Origin of the sequence: Nocardioides luteus, from assembly GCF_014648595.1 — a bacterium.
Lineage (GTDB): Bacteria > Actinomycetota > Actinomycetes > Propionibacteriales > Nocardioidaceae > Nocardioides > Nocardioides luteus.
In genome coordinates, this window is the sequence record NZ_BMRK01000002.1 from 156,787 (window position 1) to 177,902 (window position 21,116).

General features: G+C 70.6%; 20 protein-coding genes and 1 pseudogene. 12 read left to right on the plus strand and 9 right to left on the minus strand.

Annotation, left to right across the window (positions count from 1 at the left end; genetic code table 11):
- Window positions 1–2: 2 nt before the first annotated feature.
- Window positions 3–929, plus strand: coding sequence for an adenylate/guanylate cyclase domain-containing protein (locus IEY81_RS03185; RefSeq protein ID WP_229787281.1), 927 nt, complete (start codon window positions 3–5; stop codon window positions 927–929).
- A 104-nt stretch (window positions 930–1,033) separates the two neighbouring features.
- Window positions 1,034–1,909: an AraC family transcriptional regulator gene (locus IEY81_RS03190; protein ID WP_189117009.1), complete on the plus strand. Its 876-nt coding sequence runs from the start codon at window positions 1,034–1,036 to the stop codon at window positions 1,907–1,909.
- 106 nt (window positions 1,910–2,015) lie between these two features.
- Here IEY81_RS03190 and IEY81_RS03195 read toward each other — a convergent pair whose 3' ends face one another.
- The 3 genes from IEY81_RS03195 to IEY81_RS03205 all read right to left on the minus strand — a co-directional run bounded on the left by IEY81_RS03195 (window position 2,016) and on the right by IEY81_RS03205 (window position 4,627).
- Window positions 2,016–2,954, minus strand: a complete 939-nt coding sequence (locus IEY81_RS03195; RefSeq protein WP_189117010.1) for a DUF5926 family protein — start codon at window positions 2,952–2,954, stop codon at window positions 2,016–2,018.
- 109 nt (window positions 2,955–3,063) lie between these two features.
- Window positions 3,064–3,834, minus strand: a complete 771-nt coding sequence (locus tag IEY81_RS03200) for a glycerophosphodiester phosphodiesterase family protein (RefSeq protein ID WP_229787283.1) — start codon at window positions 3,832–3,834, stop codon at window positions 3,064–3,066.
- 67 nt (window positions 3,835–3,901) lie between these two features.
- A complete protein-coding gene (locus tag IEY81_RS03205; RefSeq protein ID WP_189117012.1) occupies window positions 3,902–4,627 on the minus strand; it encodes an SDR family NAD(P)-dependent oxidoreductase in 726 nt (241 codons plus the stop codon).
- A 128-nt stretch (window positions 4,628–4,755) separates the two neighbouring features.
- Between IEY81_RS03205 and IEY81_RS03210 the strand changes: the two genes are divergently transcribed.
- Entirely contained in the window at window positions 4,756–6,165 is a 1,410-nt protein-coding gene (locus IEY81_RS03210; RefSeq protein WP_189117013.1) for a lytic transglycosylase domain-containing protein, read from the plus strand.
- Here the strand turns inward: IEY81_RS03210 and curA are convergent.
- Both curA and IEY81_RS03220 read right to left on the minus strand, forming a co-directional pair.
- Window positions 6,158–7,174 (minus strand): NADPH-dependent curcumin/dihydrocurcumin reductase, encoded by a 1,017-nt coding sequence (gene curA, locus IEY81_RS03215; RefSeq protein ID WP_189117014.1) that lies wholly within the window; start codon window positions 7,172–7,174, stop codon window positions 6,158–6,160. The two genes, IEY81_RS03210 and curA, sit on opposite strands and share 8 nt — an antisense overlap.
- 14 nt (window positions 7,175–7,188) lie before the next feature.
- On the minus strand, window positions 7,189–8,637 hold the full coding sequence (locus tag IEY81_RS03220) for an aromatic amino acid lyase (protein ID WP_189117015.1): 1,449 nt from the start codon (window positions 8,635–8,637) through the stop codon (window positions 7,189–7,191).
- A gap of 145 nt (window positions 8,638–8,782) precedes the next feature.
- Here IEY81_RS03220 and IEY81_RS03225 point away from each other — a divergent pair.
- The 4 genes and pseudogenes from IEY81_RS03225 to IEY81_RS03240 all read left to right on the plus strand — a co-directional run.
- Window positions 8,783–9,505 (plus strand): annotated as a pseudogene (locus IEY81_RS03225) (ABC transporter ATP-binding protein); the annotation flags it as partial.
- Window positions 9,506–9,852: 347 nt separating this feature from the next.
- Entirely contained in the window at window positions 9,853–10,509 is a 657-nt protein-coding gene (locus tag IEY81_RS03230; protein WP_189117017.1) for an ABC transporter permease, read from the plus strand.
- Window positions 10,506–11,219, plus strand: coding sequence for an ABC transporter permease (locus tag IEY81_RS03235; protein WP_189117018.1), 714 nt, complete (start codon window positions 10,506–10,508; stop codon window positions 11,217–11,219). Before IEY81_RS03230 ends, IEY81_RS03235 begins: the two co-directional genes overlap by 4 nt.
- A 63-nt stretch (window positions 11,220–11,282) precedes the next feature.
- Window positions 11,283–12,206, plus strand: a complete 924-nt coding sequence (locus tag IEY81_RS03240; RefSeq protein ID WP_189117019.1) for an ABC transporter substrate-binding protein — start codon at window positions 11,283–11,285, stop codon at window positions 12,204–12,206.
- A gap of 77 nt (window positions 12,207–12,283) precedes the next feature.
- On the opposite strand, the gene IEY81_RS03245 is transcribed toward IEY81_RS03240, so the two are convergent.
- A complete protein-coding gene (locus IEY81_RS03245; RefSeq protein WP_189117020.1) occupies window positions 12,284–12,856 on the minus strand; it encodes a TetR/AcrR family transcriptional regulator in 573 nt (190 codons plus the stop codon).
- 140 nt (window positions 12,857–12,996) lie between these two features.
- On the opposite strand from IEY81_RS03245, the gene IEY81_RS03250 reads away from it, so the two are divergent.
- Complete coding sequence (locus IEY81_RS03250; protein WP_189117021.1) at window positions 12,997–13,569, plus strand: hypothetical protein; 573 nt, start codon at window positions 12,997–12,999, stop codon at window positions 13,567–13,569.
- A 1-nt stretch (window position 13,570) separates the two neighbouring features.
- Complete coding sequence (locus tag IEY81_RS03255) at window positions 13,571–15,025, plus strand: dihydrolipoyl dehydrogenase family protein (RefSeq protein ID WP_189117022.1); 1,455 nt, start codon at window positions 13,571–13,573, stop codon at window positions 15,023–15,025.
- Between the two features lie 54 nt (window positions 15,026–15,079).
- On the opposite strand, the gene poxB is transcribed toward IEY81_RS03255, so the two are convergent.
- Window positions 15,080–16,804 carry a ubiquinone-dependent pyruvate dehydrogenase gene (poxB, locus tag IEY81_RS03260; protein WP_189117023.1) on the minus strand — a complete coding sequence of 575 codons (1,725 nt, stop codon included), beginning with the start codon at window positions 16,802–16,804 and terminating at the stop codon, window positions 15,080–15,082.
- Window positions 16,805–17,029: 225 nt separating this feature from the next.
- On the minus strand, window positions 17,030–18,226 hold the full coding sequence (locus IEY81_RS03265) for an ATP-binding protein (protein WP_189117024.1): 1,197 nt from the start codon (window positions 18,224–18,226) through the stop codon (window positions 17,030–17,032).
- 204 nt (window positions 18,227–18,430) lie between these two features.
- Here IEY81_RS03265 and IEY81_RS03270 point away from each other — a divergent pair, with 204 nt between their 5' ends.
- Both IEY81_RS03270 and IEY81_RS03275 read left to right on the plus strand, forming a co-directional pair.
- On the plus strand, window positions 18,431–19,294 hold the full coding sequence (locus IEY81_RS03270) for an Fpg/Nei family DNA glycosylase (RefSeq protein WP_189117025.1): 864 nt from the start codon (window positions 18,431–18,433) through the stop codon (window positions 19,292–19,294).
- A 9-nt stretch (window positions 19,295–19,303) separates the two neighbouring features.
- Window positions 19,304–19,630 (plus strand): rhodanese-like domain-containing protein, encoded by a 327-nt coding sequence (locus IEY81_RS03275; protein ID WP_189117026.1) that lies wholly within the window; start codon window positions 19,304–19,306, stop codon window positions 19,628–19,630.
- Here IEY81_RS03275 and aat read toward each other — a convergent pair.
- Entirely contained in the window at window positions 19,627–20,361 is a 735-nt protein-coding gene (gene aat, locus IEY81_RS03280; RefSeq protein WP_189117027.1) for a leucyl/phenylalanyl-tRNA--protein transferase, read from the minus strand. The genes IEY81_RS03275 and aat overlap by 4 nt on opposite strands.
- Window positions 20,362–20,417: 56 nt before the next feature.
- On the opposite strand from aat, the gene IEY81_RS03285 reads away from it, so the two are divergent.
- Entirely contained in the window at window positions 20,418–21,116 is a 699-nt protein-coding gene (locus IEY81_RS03285; protein ID WP_229787285.1) for an EcsC family protein, read from the plus strand.

Here is a 21,116-nt window from a genome sequence, read left to right on the forward strand (position 1 = left end):
TCGTGCTCGGCCGCGAGCCCACGCTCACCCGCGCCGATGTCGCGGGTGCGGCCGGCGTGCCCCTCGAGGTCGCCGAGGACCTCTGGCACCACCTCGGCTTCCCGCATGCCGACGACACCGAGCTCGCCTTCACCGAGGCCGACGTCGAGGCGCTGAAGAAGACCCAGGAGCTCATCCGCCTCGGCGTGCTCAGCGAGGACCGGCAGGCCGCGCTCGTACGCACCTGGGGACGGTCCTACGCCCGGCTGGCCGAGTGGCAGACCTCCCTGCTGGCCGAGGTCGCCCGGGAGCGCGGCGGCGACGAGGTCGAGGACCTGGTCGCGCTGACGGCGCAGGTGCTTCCCCTGGTCGAGTCGCTGCAGGACTACGTCTGGCGCCGCCACCTGGTCAGCGCCGCCCGTCGGATGCTCACCGTCGCCGACTCGACCGCGGTGCCGCTGGCGGTCGGCTTCCTCGACATCGTCGGCTACACCGCCCGTTCCAAGCGGCTCAGCGACAAGGAGCTCGTCGACTGGGTGGAGGAGTTCGAGGACACCTGCTCCGACGTCGTCGTCGAGCACGGCGGCCGGGTCATCAAATACCTCGGCGACGGGGTCTTCTTCACCTTCGAGGACGTCGAGGCGGCCGCCCGCACCGCGCTCGAGCTGGTCATCCTCGGCGAGGACAAGGAGAACCCGTTCCCCCACGTCAGAGCCGGGATCTCCTACGGCGACGTGGTGCTCCGCCTGGGTGACGTCTTCGGTCCCACGGTCAACATCGCCGCCCGGCTCACCACGGTCGCCCGGCCCTCCTCGGTCATCGTCGACGAGAACGCGGCGGCCGCGCTCGAGGACGTCGACGACCTCCGGGTCGAGAAGATGCGGCGTACGAGCGTGAAGGGCTACTCCCGCCTGCAGGCCTTCCGCCTGCGCCCCGGCAAAGCCGACTGAAGGGCCGACTGACGGGCCGACCGAGGAGCCGACCGAACCGGGCCAGGAAAGTCGGGCGCGAGCAGGTCCTCCCCAGCGAGGCTTGTGTGCGAAAGGAGGACCACATGATCGGCACACTCAACACCCTGGTCGAGCTCGTCGAGGCGGAGCTCACGAACGGCCTCCCCGGCGATCTGGACATCGCCCGGTTCGCCCGCGAGCACGGCACCACGGAGTACCACCTGCGCCGGATGTTCTCGGCGCTGGCCGGGATGCCGCTGTCCGACTACGTACGCCGTCGTCGGATGACGATGGCCGCCGCCGACCTGGTGGCCGGTGCCCCCGACCTCCTGACGGTCGCGGTGCGCTACGGCTACGGCTCGACCGAGGCGTTCGGGCGCGCGTTCCGTGCTGTGCACGGCTCGGCACCCGCCGACGTACGTCGATCCGGTGGTCCGCTACGCACACAACCCACGCTCAGGTTCCGCCTGAGCGTCGAAGGGAGCACCCCGATGGACGTCACCATCAAGGACATGCCCGAGCTGCGGCTCGTCGGTCACGCGGCCGAGGTGCCGCTGATCTACGAAGGCGTGAACCCGCACATCCAGGAGCACATCGCCTCGATCGCACCCGAGGAGCACGTCCGGCTCAAATCGCTCAACGACACCGACCCGGCCGGCATCCTGGCCGTCACCGAGTCACCCTCACCCGATGCGCCCGAGGGATCGATGATCACCTACCTGCACGGCGTCGCCGTCTCGGCATCAGCCGAGGTGCCCGACGGGCTCGACGTGATCACCGTGCCGGCCGGCTCGTGGGCGGTCTTCGCCTCCAGCGGCCCGCACCCGGACGCGCTCCAGCAGCTCTGGGCCGCGACGGCCACCGACTGGTTCCCCTCGAACCCCTGGCGGCTCCGCCCCGGCCCGTCCGTCCTGCGCTACCTCGAGCTCACCGAGACGTACGCCTCGTGCGAGCTGTGGATGCCGGTCGAGCAGGCGTAGCGGGGTGGATGTTCACCGAGGTAACTCGGTGAACTGTCGCTCCCCTCGCGGAACTCCGCGAAGTAAGTGAATGCTGACCGAGGTACCTCGGTCAGCATCCAGGCCGTCAGCGGATGGTGACCTGACGGTTGGCGAGCCCGGCGCGAGCCGAGCGCACCTCGGGAGTGATCTCGGAGTCGTCGCCGAGGGCCTCGTCGAGCAGCTTCTTGAACGCCACCGCGGGCTCCTCGAGCGCCTCGGCGCCGGTGCCGACCGGGAGGTCCCAGACCGGAGCGAGCAGCCCGTGGGCGCGGAACATGCCGACGAAGCGGGCGTCGGGGACGATCACGTCGTCACCGGCCACGTGCAGCCGCGCGAGCGCGGTCAGCAGCGCGTCCTCGGGCTCCGGCATGACCCAGCGCAGGTGCTCCTTGGAGCCGACCGAGGTCCAGTAGGCAGCCTCGACCGAGGTCAGCCGCAGGGTCGGCAGCACCGACTCGTTGGCGTGCTCGAGGGCGTGCTCGAAGTCGCCCTTGTCCTCGACGTCGGCGAGCCACCAGTCGAAGCCCTCGTGGACGGTGACGTCCAGCGAGGAGTCGGTCACCAGGTCCTGCAGCCGTGGGCCGGGCCCCGGCGCGGTGGTCAGCCCGAACACCCCCGACTCACCGGCCGCACGCGCCTCGAGCGCCTGCACCAGCGCCGCCGCGATGTCGCGGGAGACGTCGCCGTAGTTGTGCTGCACCTGCAGCCCCGCCCAGACCTCACCGGAGTCGCGCGACATCGCCGGCGCGGCGCCGGGCAGCAGGGTGCCGAGCGTGACCGGCGTCGACTCGTAGCCCTTGACCGACAGCGACACCGTCGCCGAGGGCACCAGCTCGCGCAGCGCGACCAGGTCGCACTCCCCGGGCAGCCCCTCGAACGGGCGCCCCACGAAGGCACCACCGGCAGCACCGTGGCACGCCTTGTAGCGCTTGCCGGACCCGCACGGGCAGGCCGCACGGGGGTTGGGACCGTCCGCCGGGGCCGCAGCCGCCTGACGGTTCTTGACTCGGGACTTCTTGGCCACGGCCAAACCCTAACCTGCCGCGCCCCGCTCCCTGTAACACGTCGTTCGTAGGACTGTTCGCCCTATCAGAACGACCGGATAGTCGGTGTAACAGCGTGTTACAGCTGGATCAGCCGCCCAGCAGCTCCAACATGAACCCCGGCCGGTCGGTGATGACCGCCTTGACGCCGAGGTCGAGACAGAGCTTGAGCTGCTCCTCGGTGTTGACCGTGTAGACGTGCAGGTTGCGACCCTTCGAGGCCAGCCGGCGAGCGAGACGCGGGTGGGCGGCGAGCATGTCGATGCCGGCGCCGAGCCACCACTCCGGACCGATGGTGTGGCGCAGCAGCGACCAGTTGGCGGCGCGGTCGATGAGCTGCACGAGAGGTACGCCGGGGGCCAGCCGCTCCACCCGCTGCAGCGCGGTGAACGAGAAGCTCATCACTCGCACCGGGCTCCCCGGCCCCGCCCAGCCGAAGTCGTTCAGCACGTCGACCAGCCGGCCCTCGGTGAGCCCGCCGTAGCGGGTCGGGTGCTTGGTCTCGATCGCCATCTCGATGTGCCGGTCGTAGTCGCGCACGGCGCGCAGCAGCCGATGGAGCGTGAGCACGCCGCGCATGTCCCGGTCCGGCTGCTCGTCCTCACCGTCCCAGAACCCGTTCTTCCAGGCGGCGAAGTCGATCGCCTGCAGCTCGCCGAGCGTCATCTCCGAGACCAGCCCGCGCGCGCCGATGCGGCGCAGGTGCCGGTCGTGGACGCAGACGAGGTGTCCGTCCATGGTCAGCCGCACGTCGCACTCCAGGGCGTCCGCCCCGGCGTCCAGGGCCGCGACGTACGCAGCCAGGGTGTGCTCGGCGATCTCGTGACTGGCGCCGCGGTGTGCGACGACCTGGGGCCTCATGAGGGAATTGTCTGTCATCCGGCGGAGCCACGTCGCGCGACACGAGCGACAACTCCATGACGGGTGCTCAACGCCCGCCGGCCACCCGGAGCGTCGTCGCGGTGACGTACGAGGCCTGGTCGCTCATCAGCCAGGCGACCGCCTCGGCGACCTCCTCGGGCGTGGAGGCGCGGCCCAGCGGGATCTGCGGCGCCATCCGCTCGATGCGGCCCGGGTCGCCGGTGGCGGCGTGCAGGTCGGTCTCGGTGAGCCCGGGCGCGACCGCGACGACCCGGATGCCACGCGAGGCGACCTCGAGCCCCAGACCTTTGGTGAGCGCGTCGATGCCAGCCTTGGCGGCGGCGTAGTGGACGTACTCTCCCGGCGATCCCAGCGTCGCCGCACCCGAGGAAATGTTGACGATCACCCCGCCGTCCTCGTTCTCGGCGAGCGCGGAGACCGCCGCGCGGGCGACCAGCGTGGGACCGACCAGGTTGACGTCGTACGTCCTGCGGATCTCGTCCGTCGGAGTCTCGACGAGCGGGGCGTAGCGGTAGGTGACGCCGGCGTTGTTGACCACGCCGGTGACCCGGCCGGCCGCTTCGAAGAGAGCGGCGATCCCGGCGTCGGTGGTGATGTCGGCGCCGACGATCTCGCACGAGACCCCCAGCGCCCGGATCTCGTCGCGCGTCGCGGCGGCGGACTCCGCGTCGGACAGATAGCCGAGCACGAGCTCGTGCCCGTCGGCCGCCAGCCGATGCGCGATGGCGGCGCCGATGCCGCGGGTCCCTCCGGTGATCAGAGTTCGTCTCACACCCGAAGAGTGCCATTAGGTCATCGATCGTGGGGAATCGGATTTCTCAAACCTGTCGCCAGACCGGAATACCCGGGTAGGCTCGTGAGCCAGACACGTCCCCCACGCGTGGATGAGGTGAGACCGGCATGACCAAAGCACCCCGCAGACGTTGGGCCAGAAGCATCAGCACAGCGGCGCTGGCAAGCATCGGTCCTCGGGCCGTTGCCGCCGTCGCGCTGACCGCTGCCTTCGCCTTGCTCGCGCCCAACGAGGGCAGTCTCGACACCGGTCACCGGCAGCCCGACCTGCCCGACCCGGGTGCGCTCCAGGACCCGCTCGGCATCTCCGGTGGCCTCGGCGGGGTGAAGAACCTGACCCCGAGCGACGCGGTGAAGCTCGCCTCCAACGCCGAGGAGATGGCGATCCCGCCGGTCGCCCTGGCCGCCTACCAGCGCTCGGCCACCGTGCTCACCGCCGCCGACGGCGCCTGCCGTCTCGACTGGGCCCTGGTCGCCGCGATCGGCATGGTCGAGAGCAACCACGGTCGCTTCCGCGGCAGCGAGCTCAACTCCAACGGTCTCGCGCTCCCTGCGATCATCGGCCCGCAGCTCAACGGCGCCGGCGGCTACGCGGTCATCCGCGACACCGACAGCGGCCTCTACGACCATGACACGGTCTACGACCACGCGGTCGGACCGATGCAGTTCATCCCCTCCACCTGGACCTTCGCCGGAGCCGACGGCGACGGCGACAACCGCCGTGACCCCCAGGACATCGATGATGCCGCCGTCGCCACGGCGGCATTCCTCTGTGCCGGCAGCGAAGACGTCAGCACCGACTCCGGCGCCCGTTCCGCGGTCTACCGCTACAACCAGAGCGACACGTACGTCACCGCCGTGCTGAAGATCGCCGCGCAGTACCGCAACGGGGAGTTCCCGGGCTCGCCGGACGTCGACCGCGAGGTGCCCTCCACCGTACGGCCGCGCGTCTCCGCGCTCCCGGCGACGTCGAACACCCCGACGCCCAAGCCGACGACGAAGTCCGAGACCAATCCGGAGGCGACGACCGAGACGAAGACCGACACCGCCGCCGACGATGCGCCTGCACCGGAGCCCAGCAAGTCGTCTGAACCCGACAACACGGGTAGCAACGAGAACGAGAGCGGATCCGGTGACAACACGTCGGGCGGGGAGTCGACGACTAAACCAACCCCGACCCCGACCCCGACACCCACTGATCCTCCGACCGAGAAGCCGGACGCCACGACAGAAGAGACTCTCACCGATCCATGTGCCGCCGGCGCGGTCGCGGTCTACGGCGAGCCAACCGAGGAAACCCAGTCGACGCATGACGAACTGGTGACCAGTTGCATCGTGAGGTTCGAGAACGACGAAGTCATGCCGACGGACCTCGCGATCAGAGAGCATCTCCGCACGCTTTATGATCCGGTGAAGTACCCCTCGCTCAAGGAGCCCGCCCCCGAGCCCACCGCCGATGGAGCGCCACCCGAGGGGGACCCGGAGAGCACCTCATCGGCGGGACCCCAGGTCAGCTGACCTTGATCACCGTCTTACCGAAGTTCTGACCGCGCAGCATCCGGTTGAACGCCTCAGGTGCGTTCTCGAGCCCCTCGGTGATGTCCTCGCGGTAGCGGAGCTTGCCCTCGGCGAGCCAGCCGGCAGCCTCGGTGAGAAAGGTGCCCTGATGCGCCCGGGCGAACTCGTCCTGGATGAAACCCCTGATCAGCAGCGACTTGTTGAGCACGTGGCGCATCAGCCCCGGAGCCCGGTCGGGCCCCTCGGGGGCGGCGGTGTCGTTGTAGTGGGCGACGATCCCGCAGACCGGCACCCGGGCGAACTTGTTGAGCCGCGGCAGCACCGCGTTCCAGACATGGCCGCCGACGTTCTCGAAGTAGACGTCGATGCCGTCGGGGACCGCCGCCTTGAGCTGGTCCTTGAAATCGGGCGCGCGGTGGTCGAGCGCGGCGTCGAAGCCGAGCTCCTTCAGGTGCTCGACCTTCTCCGGGCCACCGGCGATGCCGACCGCGCGGCAGCCGAGGATCTTCGCGATCTGTCCGACCGTGGCGCCCACCGGCCCGGTCGCCGCGGCCACCACGACGGTCTCGCCCGGCTGGGGCTTCCCGATCTGGGTCAGCCCTGCGTACGCCGTGAACCCCGGCATCCCCAGCACGCCGAGCGCGGTGGAGACCGGCGCGGCCTCGGGGTCGAGACGGCGGGTGTGCTTGGCGGGCGCGACCGAGTAGGCCTGCCAGCCGCCGTACGCCAGGACCACGTCTCCGACCGACCGTGACGGGTCCCGCGACTCCACGACCTCGGCGACCGTGGCGCCGGGCATGACGTCGCCCAGGGCGGTCGGCTCGGCGTAGGACGGCGCGTCGCTCATCCGGCCGCGCATGTAGGGGTCGAGGGAGAGGAACTTGGTACGCAGCAGCACCTCGCCCTCACCGGGCGTCGGCACCTCGGTCGTGACGATCGAGTAGTCGTCGGCGGTCGGCTCACCGACGGGGCGGGCGCGGAGCAGGATCTGGGTGTTCGTGTCGGTCATCCCGCCATGGTGCCTCACCGGCGGGCACATCCGGCGCGGACCACCACCGCCGCGGCCTCGAGCTCGGGTCCCAGGACGTGGTCGGGCGCGACGTGCTCCCAGTCGCAGCGCTCGAGCAGCCCCGCCGCGGCCGCCCCCAGCGCTCGGTCGGGCGCGATCCGCAGCGCGCGCACCGCGGTCACCAGCTCGCAGGCCAGCAGCGACGGCACCAGGTCGGCGAGGTCGGCGCAGAGCCTGGCCGACCAGGTCGAGTGGCTGGCGTGCTCCTCGAGCCCCAGCGAGAGGACGGTACGTCCCGCCGTCACGGGCGCGCTCAGCGTGCTCGCTCGGGCGTACAGGTCGGCGGCGACGTACTCGGCGATCATCAGCCCCGACGACCCGGACGGGCCGTCGGCGAGGAAGGCCGGCAACCCGGTCAGGCGGGCGTCGAGCAGCGCCGAGAGGCGGGCGTGCGAGAGCGCGAGCACCGGCGGCAGGGCGGCGCGGAGGGCGTCGAGCACCGAGGCCAGCCGCTGGGTCATGAACTGGCCGTGGTGCAGGACGTGGTCGTCGTCGGCAGGCACCAGCGGGTTCTCCGCGCTCGCCCCGATCTCACCGGCCAGCACCTGCTCGGCGGCGGCCACCGCCGCCTCCGCCGCACCGTGCACCTGGGGCAGCGCCCGCAGCCCGAACGGGTCCTGCAGCCGTGCCGGCTCGCGCTGCTGCCCATCCGGGCCGTCGAGCAGCGACCGCATCCGCGCCGCCACCGCCGCAGCGAACGGGTCATCCTTCGCCGCCAGCACCCGGGCGTCGTACGCCGCCACCGACCCGCGCAGCGCCAGGTGGGAGAGCGCCGCGACCTGCTCGGCGGCGCGCAACAGGTCCGCCAGACGCACCACGGCCAGGGACGCGACCGCGATGGTGGCCGCGCTGCTGCTCAGGAACCCCAGCCCGTCGGTGTCGGCGGGCTCGACCACCGGAGCGCCGCCCGAGCGCCACGGCAGCTCGCCGGCGAGGGTGAGCCCGAGCTGCGCCAGGACGGTGAGGTCGCCGGTGCCGAGACCGCCGTGGTCGCGCAGCGTCGGCACCGCCCCAGCCTCGACGGCCCGGGCGAGCCCGGCGGTCAGGTCGGGCGTCACGCCCGCCCCTCCGCGGAGCAGCTGGTGGAGGCGTACGAGCATCGTCGCCCTGGCCTCCGCGTCACCGAGCGCGGCGCCGGTCCCGCCGGCGTGGCTGCGCCAGAGGCGGAGGGTCGGGGTGCCGCGGGTGTCGAGGTCGACGGTGCGCAGCGCGCCGACCCCGGTGGTCAGGCCGTAGACCTCGCCCTGGTCGACCGCCACCTTCAGTCGTTCATGTGCGGCACCCAGCCGGGCGAGGTCGTCCGCGGTGAGGCGTACGTCCAGATCGAGCGCTCCGAGGGCGAAGGCGGCGACATCGCGGGCAATCAGACCCGGTTCGCCGACAGAGCGGGGCAGATGTGGCACATTTCAAGCATCGGGGAGCGCGGCCGGGACGGCAAACCCCACCTTGACGATCCGTTTAATATCTTCTGATCCTTCACCGGATCTGGCAGGCTGGGGATCTTGTGCAGCAGCGTCCGCAGATGAACGACAGACAGGAGCGGTGGCTGTGATCGAGTTCGAAGGCGTCACCAAGCGCTATCCGGACGGCACAGTGGCCGTGGAAGATCTCTCACTGAAGGTCGAGACCGGCCGGATCACCGTCTTCGTCGGGCCCTCCGGGTGCGGCAAGACGACCGCGCTGCGGATGATCAACCGGATGATCCAGCCGACCTCGGGACGGATCCTGATCGACGGCGACGACGTCACCAGCCGGCCAGACGCCGACCTGCGCCGCGGTATCGGCTACGTCATCCAGGGCGCCGGGCTCTTCCCGCACCGCACCGTCCTCGACAACGTCGCCACCGTGCCGGTCCTGCAGGGCGTCTCCCGGCGCGAGGCGCGCGCGAGCGCGCGTGAGCTGCTCGAACGGGTCGGGCTCTCGGCCAACCTCGGCGACCGCTACCCGTCCCAGCTCTCCGGCGGACAGCAGCAGCGCGTCGGCGTCGCCCGGGCGCTCGCGGCCGACCCGCCGGTGCTGCTCATGGACGAGCCGTTCTCGGCCGTCGACCCGGTCGTCCGCGACGACCTGCAGCAGGAGCTGCTCCGGCTGCAGGGAGATCTCGGCAAGACGATCGTGCTGGTCACCCACGACATCGACGAGGCGATCCGGCTCGGCGACAAGGTCGCCGTCTTCGCGCAGGGTGCCCGGCTGGCCCAGTACGCCGCACCGGCCGACCTCCTCGCCGTCCCGGCCGACGACTTCGTCTCCTCGCTTGTCGGCCGCGACCGCGGCTTCCGCGGCCTCGGGTTCGCCGACGGTGCCGAGATCGCGCTCAAGCCGGTCGGCCACACCGTCGACGGGCTCACCCTCGAGCTCGACGCCGACGGCCGGCCCGTCGGCTGGCGCGGTCCGGACGGTCTCCTGCCGACCGAGGGCACCTTCAGCGACGGCGCCAACCTCCGCACGATCACCGACCTGGTCATCCTCTCGCCCGCGGGCGCCGCGGTGCGGGTCGACGAGCACGGTCGTGCCGACGGGCTCGTCCTCGTCGAGGACCTGGCCGGCCGCGTACGCACCCAGCAGCGGGAGCGGCTGGCGGCGCTGACCCAGGACCAGGTCGAGGAGGCGGAGGCCGGGTGAGCGAGATCTGGAACTATCTCGAGACCAACGGCAGCAGCGTCCTCACCGCACTCGTCCAACACATCTGGCTCGCGCTGCTGCCGGTCGCGATCGCGTTCGTCCTCGCGCTGCCGCTGGGCGCGCTGGTCCACCGCTACCTCCCGGTGCGCCACGTCGCGCTCACCACCGGCAGCGTCGTTTACACGGTCCCGTCGCTCGCGCTGCTCCTGCTCCTCCCGGGCGTCCTCGGCACCAGCGTGCTCGACCCGACCAACGTGGTCATCGCCCTCACTCTCTACTCGCTCGCCCTGCTCGTACGCACCACCGCCGACGGGCTCGACGCCGTCGACACCACGGTCCTGCAGGCGGCCACGGCGATGGGCTACCGGCCGCTGCGCCGCTGGTTCACCGTCCAGCTGCCGCTGGCGATGCCGGTCGTCCTGACCGGCCTGCGAGTCGCGACGGTCGCCAACGTGAGCATGGTCAGCGTCGCCGCGCTGATCGGCATCGGCGGGCTCGGGCAGCTCTTCACCCGCGGCTTCCAGCTCGGCTTCTACCTGCCGCCGATCGTGATCGGGCTGGTCCTCTCGGTCGCCCTGGCGGTCGTCGCCGACGTGCTCATCGTCGCCGTCCAGCGCGGGATCACCCCGTGGGCGAGAGCGGGTGGACGATGAGTCTCGACTACCTCCTCGATGCCGCCAACTGGTCCCTGACCAGCCCCGACGGCTTCCCGCAGCGCATCCTCGAGCACCTCGGCTACACCGCGCTCGCCCTGGCCATCGCCGCGCTGGTCGCGTTCCCGATCGGTCTGCTGATCGGCCACACCGGCCGCGGCGCGCTGATCGCGATCAACCTCGGCAACGCCGGCCGCGCACTGCCCACTCTCGGCGTGCTCATGCTGATGCTCGCCCTGGTCGGGATCGGCCTGGTCCCGGTGACCATCGCCCTGGTCGTGCTCGCCATCCCGCCGATCCTCGCGACCACGTACGCAGGGATCCGCTCGGTCCCCGACGAGACCGTCGACGCGGCCCGAGGGGTGGGCATGACGGAGTCCCAGATCGCCTGGCGCGTCGAGGTCCCGATCGCGCTGCCGATCATCATCGGCGGCCTCCGCAACGCCTCCCTCCAGGTAGTCTCGACCGCCACCATCGCCGCGTACGCAGGTTTGGGCGGCCTCGGCCGCTACCTCTTCGACGGCCTGGCGACGCTCCAGTACGACCAGGTGGTCGCCGGCGCGGTGGTGCTCGCCGTGCTCGCCGTGGTGATCGACCTGGTGCTCGCTGGGGCACAGCGCCTGCTCGTGTCTCCCGGGGTCGACGGCCGCGGCGCCGACAACAGCCCGACCACGAACCGGCCTGCCGAACCGATCAGCAGCACCGCCTGACCAATCCAGAGCTCGAGCCACAACGAACCCGACTCAGCATCACGCCACTCGAGAGGTATCTCAATGTCCCGCAGAACCCGCACCACCGCGTACCTGCTCGCGACGATCGCCGTGGCGGGCTCACTGACCGCCTGCGGCGGCGGTGACCCGCTCGACTCCGGCTCCGAGGCCGGCGGCGACACGATCGTCGTCGGCTCGGCGAACTTCCCGGAGAGCGAGCTGCTGATGCAGATGTACGCCCAGGCCCTCGAGGGCGAGGGCGTCGAGGTGAAGACCAAGCCCAACATCGGCTCCCGCGAGGTCTACATGGAGGCCTTCAAGAGCGGTGACATCGATCTGCTGCCCGAATACAACGGAGCGTTGCTGGCCTACCTCAAGCCGGACGGCGTGCCCGAGAGCGTCTCCGCGCCCGAGGACGTCTACGAGGCGCTCCAGGAGGTCCTCCCCGACGGCACCGAGACGCTGCCGCAGTCGGAGGCCGAGGACAAGGACACCCTCACCGTCTCCAAGGAGACCGCGACGAAGCACTCCCTGAAGAGCATCGAGGACCTCGCTCCGGTCGCCGAGGAGCTCACCCTCGGCGCCGGCCCGGAGTTCAAGGAGCGCTACCAGGGCATGGTCGGGCTCGAGAAGGTCTACGGGGTGACCTTCAAGGAGTTCAAGCCGCTCGACTCCGGCGGCCCGCTGACGACCGCCGCGCTGAAGAAGGGCGACGTCGACGTCGCCAACGTCTTCTCCACCGACTCGGCGATCCCGACCAACGGCTGGGTCGTCCTGGAGGACCCGAAGAACGTCTTCCTCTCCCAGAACGTCGTCCCGCTGATCCGTTCCGAGGCGCTCACCGACGACGCCGAGAACGCGCTCAACGCGGTCTCCGAGGCGCTCACCACCGAGAACCTCGCCGAGGCGCTGGCGAAGGTCCAGGTGGACAAGGCCGACCCCGCCACCGTCGCCAAGGAGTTCCTCACCGACAACGGCGTGAGCTGACTCCTGCGTCCCCGACACGGTCTCGACAGGCTCGACCACCGCGCCCCGATGGTCGAGCCTGTCGAGACCCAGCCGGGCTAGACCTCGGCCTCGAGGCCGCTCCGGAACGTGAGCAGCCCCTCGAGCCCCCGCAGGAAGGTCTCGCACACCGGAGCCGGGTCCGTCAGGCAGCCGGCCGCCATGGCACCGTCGCGCATCATCACGAAGTGGCGCCCGGCGTAGTCCGGGTCCGGCTTCCCGGTCTCGGCGAAGAGCTCGGTCATCGTGGTCTGGAACCAGTCGCGGTGCTCGAGCACCGCCCGGTGGACGATGTGCTCCGGATCGGGGTACTCGGCCGCAGCATTGAGGAACGCGCAGCCACGGAAACCATCGCTCCGGATGTCGCCCGCGATCGACCGGCCAACGGTCCGGATGAGCTCGTCGGGATCGTCCACCTCCGCCCGTGAGGCGTCGAAACGCGCGCGAAGGGCCTCGTCGGCCTGCGTCAGGTACGCCACGACGAGCTCGTCCTTGCTGCGGAAGTGTCGATAGAGGGTCGCCCGCGTGACCTGCGCCTCCGCGATCACACGGTCCACCCCCACCGCATGCAGTCCCTCGGTGTAGAAGAGCCTGCTCGCCGTCGCCAGCAGCCTGTCTCGGGCCTCAGACATGCACCCTCCCTCTCGTTCTCGTGTCTCCACGCTAGCAGATAGAACGATCGGTATTGCATTTCTCCGGGCCCTGGTGCACACTCGGAGACACAGGTAGAACGATCGTTCTGTCTCCCGCGTTGATCCGAGAAAGGGATCTGATGTCCACCTCCGTAGAGACCGGTCACGCCGGCACACTGTCCACTCCCTCCGGCGGCCTGCCGAAGCTGTACTTCGTCCGCTTCGGCTTCGCGATCGTCTGGGCCGTCCTGGTGGCGCTCACCGCCTCGACCCTGAACCCCGCGAGCGTCGTGCTGCTGGTGATCTACCCGCTCTTCGACGTCGCCGCCGCCGTGGTCGACTTCCGCACCTCGGGCGCCAACGGCCCCCGCGTACTCCTCTACATCAACATGGCGCTGAGCCTGCTCACCGCCATCGGCGTCGCCGTGGCCGCGACCTCCGGCATCCCCGGCATCCTGCGGGTGTGGGGCGCCTGGGCGATCACCGCCGGCCTGGTCCAGCTCATCGTCGCGATCCGGCGCTACCGGCTCGGTGGTCAGTGGGCGATGATCCTCAGCGGCGGCATCTCCGTCTTCGCCGGCATCGGCTTCATCCTGATGGCCGCCGGCCCGAACGCCTCGGTCACCGGCGTCGCCGGTTACGCCACCCTCGGCGGCATCTTCTTCCTGGTTTCCGCCATCCGCCTGCGCCAGCGCGCGAGTAAGGTCGACTGACATGACGAGCACGAGCAACGAACTCACCGTCGACGTCATCATCATCGGCGGCGGACCGACCGGTGAGAACGTCGCCGACCGGGCCGTCCAGGGCGGTCTCACCGCGGCGATCGTCGAGCGCGAGCTCGTCGGCGGCGAGTGCTCCTACTGGGCCTGCATGCCGACCAAGGCGCTCCTCCGCGACGCCGCCGTGTTGCGTGCAGCGCGCGCTCTCCCGGCCGCAGGCAAGGCGATCACCGGCACCCTCGACCCCTCGGCGGTCTTCACCCGACGCGACCAGTTCGCCTCGAGCTGGGACGACTCCGGCCAGGTCGAGTGGCTCGACAGCGCCGGGATCACGCTGGTCCGCGGCCACGGCCGGATCACCGGCACCCGCACCGTCACGGCCACCACCGACGACGGCGCCACGACGACCCTGAAGGCGCGTCACGCGGTGGTCGTCGCCACCGGAAGCGCCGCCCTCATCCCGCCGGTCTCCGGCCTGGCCGACGCCAACCCGTGGACCAACCGCGAGGCCGCCGGGGCCACGTCCGTCCCCGACCGGCTCGCGATCATCGGCGGCGGCGTCGTCGGCGCCGAGATGGCCAGCGCCTTCACCGCGCTCGGCTCCCTCGTCACCCTCGTCTCCCGCACCCGGCTCCTGCCGAGCGTCGAGGAGTTCGCGGGTGAGCAGGTCGCCGACACGCTCCGCGAGAACGGCGCCACGCTCCACGTCGACGTGGACGCTGTCGACGTACGCCGCGACGACTCCGGCGAGGTCCACCTGACCCTCTCCGACGACACCGAGGTGACCGCCGACGAGGTTCTCGTCGCGACCGGCCGGGTGCCGAACACGAAGGACCTCGGCCTCGAGCACGTCGGCCTCGAGCCCGGCAGCTGGCTGGAGGTCGACGACGCGCTGGCCGTGGTCGGTGGCGACGGCCAGCTCGAGAGCGGCTGGCTCTACGCCGCCGGCGACGTCAACCACCGGGCGCTGCTGACCCACCACGGGAAGTACCAGGCCCGCGCACTGGGTGACCTGATCGCGGCACGCGCCCGCGGCGACGAGCCCGACCTGAGCAAGTGGGGCCGCCACGCCGCCACCGCGGACGAGCAGGCCGTCACCCAGGTGATCTTCACCGACCCCGAGGTCATCGCCGTCGGCCACACCGCGGAGTCGGCCGAGGCGGCCGGCATCGAGGTCGGCGTCGTCGACTTCGACCTCGGCTCGATCGCCGGTGCGTCCCTGCACGCCGACGGCTACACCGGTCACGCCCGGATGGTCCTCGACGAGGAGCGCAAGGTCCTGGTCGGCTTCACCGCGGTCGGCCCTGACACCGCCGAGATGCTCCACGCCGCCACCATCGCGGTCGTCGGCGAGGTGCCGCTCGACCGGCTCTGGCACGCGGTCCCGGCCTACCCGACGATGAGCGAGATCTGGCTGCGCCTGCTCGAGACCGCCGGACGCGACCGCTAGACGATTGATGCACGGGCTGACCTGCTACGCGACGCCACCGCGCGCATCAATCATCTAGAACAGCTGTCGCAGGTTGGCCTTGCTGAGGTCGATCAGCTCGTCACCCCGACCCGACATCACCGACCGCAGCGCGTAGAGGGTGAAGCCCTTGAGCTGCTCGGCGGTGATGTTGGGCGGGATGGAGAGCTCCTGACGCTCGGTGACGACGTCGAGCAGCGCCGGCCCGTCGTGGGCCAGGATGTCGGCGACCGCGTCGGGAAGCTCGTCGGAGCGCTCGACGCGGCGCGCGTGGATGCCCATCGCCTGGGCCACGTCGGCGAAGTTCGGGTTGGCCAGATCGGTGCCGTAGGTGACGAAGCCGGCGGCCTTCATCTCCAGCTCGACGAAGTTGAGCGAGGAGTTGTTGAAGACGATCAGCTTGACCGGGAGCCGGTTCTGGACGAGCGTCACGAGCTCGCCGAGCAGCATGGTCAGCCCACCGTCACCGGCGAGCGCGACGATCTGCCGGTCGGGGTGGGCGACCTGGGCGCCGACCGCCTGGGAGAGCGAGTTGGCCATCGAGCCGTGGGCGAAGGATCCGATCAGCCGCCGGCGGCCGTTCATGGTGAGATAGCGCGCCGCCCACACCACCGGTGAGCCGACGTCGGGGATGAAGACCGCGTCGTCGGCGGCGGCCTCGTCGACCAGCCGGGCGAGGTACTGCGGATGGATCGCCGCCTTGCCCTTCGACGGCGTAGCCAGCTCGTCGAGCTTGGTGCGGGTCCGGCGGTAGTGGTCGAGGGAGTCGTCCAGGTGGCGCCGGTCGCGGCTCTTCTCGAGCAGCGGCAACAGCATCTCCGCGGTGTCCTTGACGGTCCCCACCAGTCCGACGTCGATCGGGTGCCGCCGCCCGAGCTGCTCGCCGCGTACGTCGACCTGGACGGTCTTGGCGTGCTTGGGGAAGAACTGCCGGTAGGGCAGGTCGGTGCCGAGCATGAGCAGCGTGTCGGCGCGGTCCATGGCGCGATAGCCGGAGGCGAAGCCCAGCAGGCCGGTCATCCCGACGTCGTAGGGGTTGTCGTACTCCAGGTGCTCCTTGCCGCGGAGCGCATGAACCACCGGGGCGCCGAGCGTCTCGGCGAGCGCGACCACCTCGGCGTGGGCACCGGCGCAGCCCGCGCCGGCGAGGATGGTGACCCGCTCGCCCGCGTTGAGCACCTCGGCCGCCCGCGCGACCTCGTCCTCGGCCGGAAGGACCCGGGATCGCGTCGGGCGGATCGCGACCGCCCGCTCGGTCTCGGCCTCGGCGAGCGCGACGTCGCCGGGGATCACGAGCACCGCCACGCCCTGCTTCTCCACGGCGGTACGCATCGCGATCTCGAGCACGTGCGGCATCTGGCTCGGCTGGGCGACGTACTCGGTGTAGACCGAGCACTCCCGGAACAGCTCCTGCGGATGGGTCTCCTGGAAGTAGCCCGTGCCGATCTCGGAGGTCGGGATGTGCGCGGCGATCGCGAGCACCGGCACCCGCGAGCGGTTGGCGTCGTAGAGACCGTTGATCAGGTGGAGGTTGCCCGGACCGCAGCTCCCGGCCACCACCGCGAGCTCGCCGGTCGTGGCCGCGTCGGCGGCCGCCGCGAACGCAGCGGCCTCCTCGTGACGTACGTGGACCCAGCTCATGCCTCCGTTCTTGCGGAGCGCGTCGGTGAACGCGTTGAGCGAGTCGCCCGGAATCCCGTAGACGCGGCTCACGCCGCTGGCGGACAAGGTGGACACGATCTGCTCGGCGATGGTCGACATGCGGCCTCCTTCTCGGCGCGTACGTCACCACCGTAGATCAGCAGCGATGCAGAACCGGGAGGCTCAGCGCACCGAACGCAGGCCGCCGATGGCGAGCGGGACCGGGGGCATGTAACACGCTGTTCGTAGGACTACTCGCCCTATTGGATAGGGCGAGTAGTCCTACGAACGACGTGTTACACGTCGAACGACCGCCAGCTGTGGACGAAATGTGGCCCGAACCGCTCAGCCCTGCTGACGCAGATACCGCCCGAAGTGAGGGACGGTGAACGCGATCCGGCCACGCTCACCGGAGTAGATCAGGCCCTTCTTCATCAGCGCGTCGCGCGCCGGGGAGAGGGACTGCGGCTTCTTGTTCAGGTACGCAGCGACATCAGCGGTCGCGACGGTGCCGATGTCGTCGGCACCGAGCTCGACGGCCGCGTCGGCCATCGCCCGCAGGTAGTCGCGCTCCGCGGGCGTGGCCCGCTCGTAGCGGGACCCGAAGAAGCCGACGGCCAACTCGCGCTCGGCCTCGGGGGCGGCGACCTTGACGTCCTCGGCTGTTATCGGCGAGCGCGGCGCCTGGTCCCACACGGTCTTGCCGTAGGCCTGGATGAAGTAGGGGTAGCCTCCGGTCGCCGCGTACATCTCGGAGAGGGCGTCGGCCTCGAACTCGGCGTCCTCCTCGCCTGCCGGGGCGGCGAGCGCACGGTCGGCGGCGTCGCGCTCGAGACGGTCGATGCGCTGGTAGGAGAAGAGCCGCTCGGAGTAGGACTTGCTGGCCGAGAGAACGGCCGGCAGGTGGGGCAGGCCGGCACCGACGACGATCACCGGCAGCCCGGACTGGCTGATCTCGTGGCAGGCGGCGCACATCGCCGAGACGTCGTCGGGGCCGAGGTCCTGCATCTCGTCGATGAAGACGCCGACCCCCTTGCCGACGTCGGCGGCGAGCCCACCCACGTCGGTGAGCAGCTCGACCAGGTCGATCTCGACGTCGCCGGAGTCGGCCCGGCCGCGCACCGCCGGCGCCTCGATGCCGGGCGACCACTGCTCACGCAGCTTGGCGTTGGGGCCGGCCTCGCGCTGGGCGAAGCTGCGGATCACGCCGAGGACGTGGTCGACGTCGTCGGCACTCGGGTGGCCGAGCTCGCGCACCGCCTGGTGCAGGGCGCTCGACAGCGGCCGGCGAAGCGACTGGTCGGGCCGCGCCTCCATCTTCCCGGTGCCCCAGCCCTTGCGGACCGCCGCCGAGCGGAGCGTGTTGAGCAGGACCGTCTTCCCGACGCCGCGCAGGCCGGTGAGCACCAGGGAACGCTCCGGACGCCCGCGCGCCACCCGCTCCAGCACCACGTCGAACTGCCCGAGCTGCTCGTTGCGACCAGCCAGCTCCGGGGGCCGCTGACCGGCGCCGGGCGCGTACGGATTGCGGATCGGGTCCATGATCAGACGATATCCACATATATAGGGCGCGTCTTAGATTTCGCTAGCGAGCCACATCTTTCCGAGCGTAGGTCTTTATTCGGTTCTCTAAGAGCATTCCTAGAAAGCCGAAGACTCCGCGATCGATGGCTATCCTCGAACGTGTGTTCGATGTTAGCGGCAATCCCGCCCCGCACGCAAGCCTCACGACATAGACTCGCCGACATGCCGGAACTCCCCGAGGTGGAAGCGCTCGCCGAGGACCTGCGCGGGCGCCTCGACGGCCGCGCGATCACGAAGGTGCACGTCGCCCAGTTCAGCGCGCTGAAGACCTACGACCCGCCGATCACCGCGGTCGAGGGCACGCTCGTCGACAACGTCAGCCGCCACGGCAAGTTCATCGACATCGAGGCCAGCGGTGTCCACCTCGTGCTCCATCTGGCGCGCGGCGGCTGGATCCGCTGGCGCGACGAGGTGCCGGCGACGCCCCCTCGGCCCGGCTCGAAGTCCGGCCTGGCGATCCGGGTGGTGCTCGACGACGACACCGGCCTGGACATCACCGAGGGTGGCACCAAGAAGCGGCTGGCGCTCTACGTCGTCCACGACCCGCAGGACGTGCCGGGCGTCGCCTCGCTGGGCCCGGACCCGCTCGCCGACGACTTCACCCTCACCCGGTTCCGCGAGATCCTCGCCGGCCAGGGACGCAAGCAGATCAAGGGCGTGCTGCGGATGCAGTCGATCATCGCCGGCATCGGCAACGCCTACTCCGACGAGATCCTGTGGGCGGCGAAGATGTCGCCGTTCAAGCCCGCCGAGATGACCGACGAGGAGTCGGAGAGCCTCTACACCGCGCTGCGGACGACCCTCCAGGAGGCCGTCGCCCGCGACTCCGGCCTGGCGATGAGCGAGCTCAAGGGCGAGAAGAAGTCCAACCTCGCCGTCCACGGCAAGGCCGGCAAGAAGTGTCCGGTCTGCGGCGACACGGTCCTGGAGGTCAGCTTCGCCGACTCCAGCCTGCAGTACTGCCCCACCTGCCAGACCGGCGGTAAACCGCTCGCGGATCGCCGGATGTCACGTCTTCTCAAGTAGTCTTGACTGGTGACCATCCCCACCGTCGAGATCGCCGGCGTGCCCGATCCCCTGCCCGTCGCAGTCCTCGATGTCCGCGAGGACGACGAATGGGCTGCGGGCCACATCGAGGGTGCGACCCACATCCCGCTCTCGGAGCTCCCCGCCCGCCTCGGTGAGCTGCCCAAGGGCCAGACCCTGGTGGTCTGCAAGGTCGGCGGACGCAGCGCCCAGGCGGTGAACTACCTCGCCCAGCAGGGCTTCGAGGTGGTCAACCTCGCCGGCGGCATGCTCGACTGGGCCGCCGCCGGACGGCCGATGGTCAGCGAGACCGGCGCCGACGCATACGTCCTCTAGCTCTCGTCAGCCGGCGGACCGCCGAACGCCTCCGGGAGAGGCAGCCTGAGCGCCTTCTCCAGGCGGTCGAGGTAGTCGTTGCGCGGCATCTCGACCACGCCGAGCGAGGCCAGATGGTCGGTGCGCCACTGCACGTCCAGCAGTCGCTGGTCGATCGAGCCCGCCTCGCGCAGGGCGGAGACCAGGCCGACCAGGGCGACCTTCGACGCGTCGCGGACGCGGTGGAACATCGACTCGCCCGCGAAGAGCCCACCGATCGCGACGCCGTAGAGCCCGCCGACCAGGCGGTCGTCCTGCCAGGCCTCGACCGAGTGGGCCCAACCGAGCCGGTGGAGGTTGCCGTAGGCGCGACGGATCCGCTTGTCGATCCAGCCGTGCGGTCGGCGCGGGTCCGCGCACGCGGCCACCACCTCGTCGAAGCTGGTGTCGATCCGGATCTCGAAGTCGCGTACGGACCGGCGCAGGGACCGCGAGACGACGAGCCCGTCCAGCGGGAGCACGCCGCGCATGACCGGCGAGAACCACATCATCGGGTCGCGCGGGGACTCACCGGGCATCGGGAAGATGCCGTGCCGGTACGCAGCCAGGAGCGTCCCGGGCGCGACGTCCGCGCCCATCCCCACCAGGTCGTCGAGTCCGTCCGATCCGCGGGTACCCCCACCGTGGTCACGAAGGTCGGCGAAGGCCCACGGCGACGGCTCCGGTTCGATCGGACCCCCAAGATTCGCCACGACGAAACGTTATCGCCCCGCACCACCTCAACCACCACACACTTAGGATTTGCCCCATGATCGGTCCCAAGTCAGTGCTCACCAGTGCGGCTGGCCGCCTCGCGCCCAAGGTCATCGAGTCCGCCCCGGGTGTGACCACCCCGGTGGTCCGGCAGGCTCTCCACCACGCGATCGCCGGCATCGGGCCGCTCCCGGGCGCCGCCGCGGCCGCGGAGAAGCACCTCGAGAAGCAGGACGGCGACGTCGAGGCCGCGGTGAAGCAGGTCATCGACAACCACGTGCGGATGGCCGGCGTGGGCGGCTTCGCGACCAACATCGGCGGCCTGGTCACCCAGGCCGTGACGCTGCCGGCCAACATCACCGGCATCGCGATCATCCAGTGCCGGATGGTGGCCGTGATCGCCCATCTGCGCGGCTACGACCTGACCGACCCGCGCGTACGCAACGCCATCCTGCTCACCCTGCTGAGCGAGGAGAAGGTCGGCAAGCAGATCAAGGCGAAGAAGATCCCGGCTCCGCCGATGGCGGTCGCGACCGCTCCGGCCTACGACCGCTCGATCGACGACACCGTCGCCTCGGAGGTGGCCCAGGAGCTGCTCAGCCGCGTCACCGGTCGCGGCATGATCTCCATGGCCGCCAAGCGCGTCCCGCTGGTCGGCGGCGTCGTCGGCGCCGGGGCCGACGGCTGGATGACCTACCAGATCGGTCGCTACGTCTCCCGCGAGCTGCTGCCGCGACGGAGCGACAACCGCTGA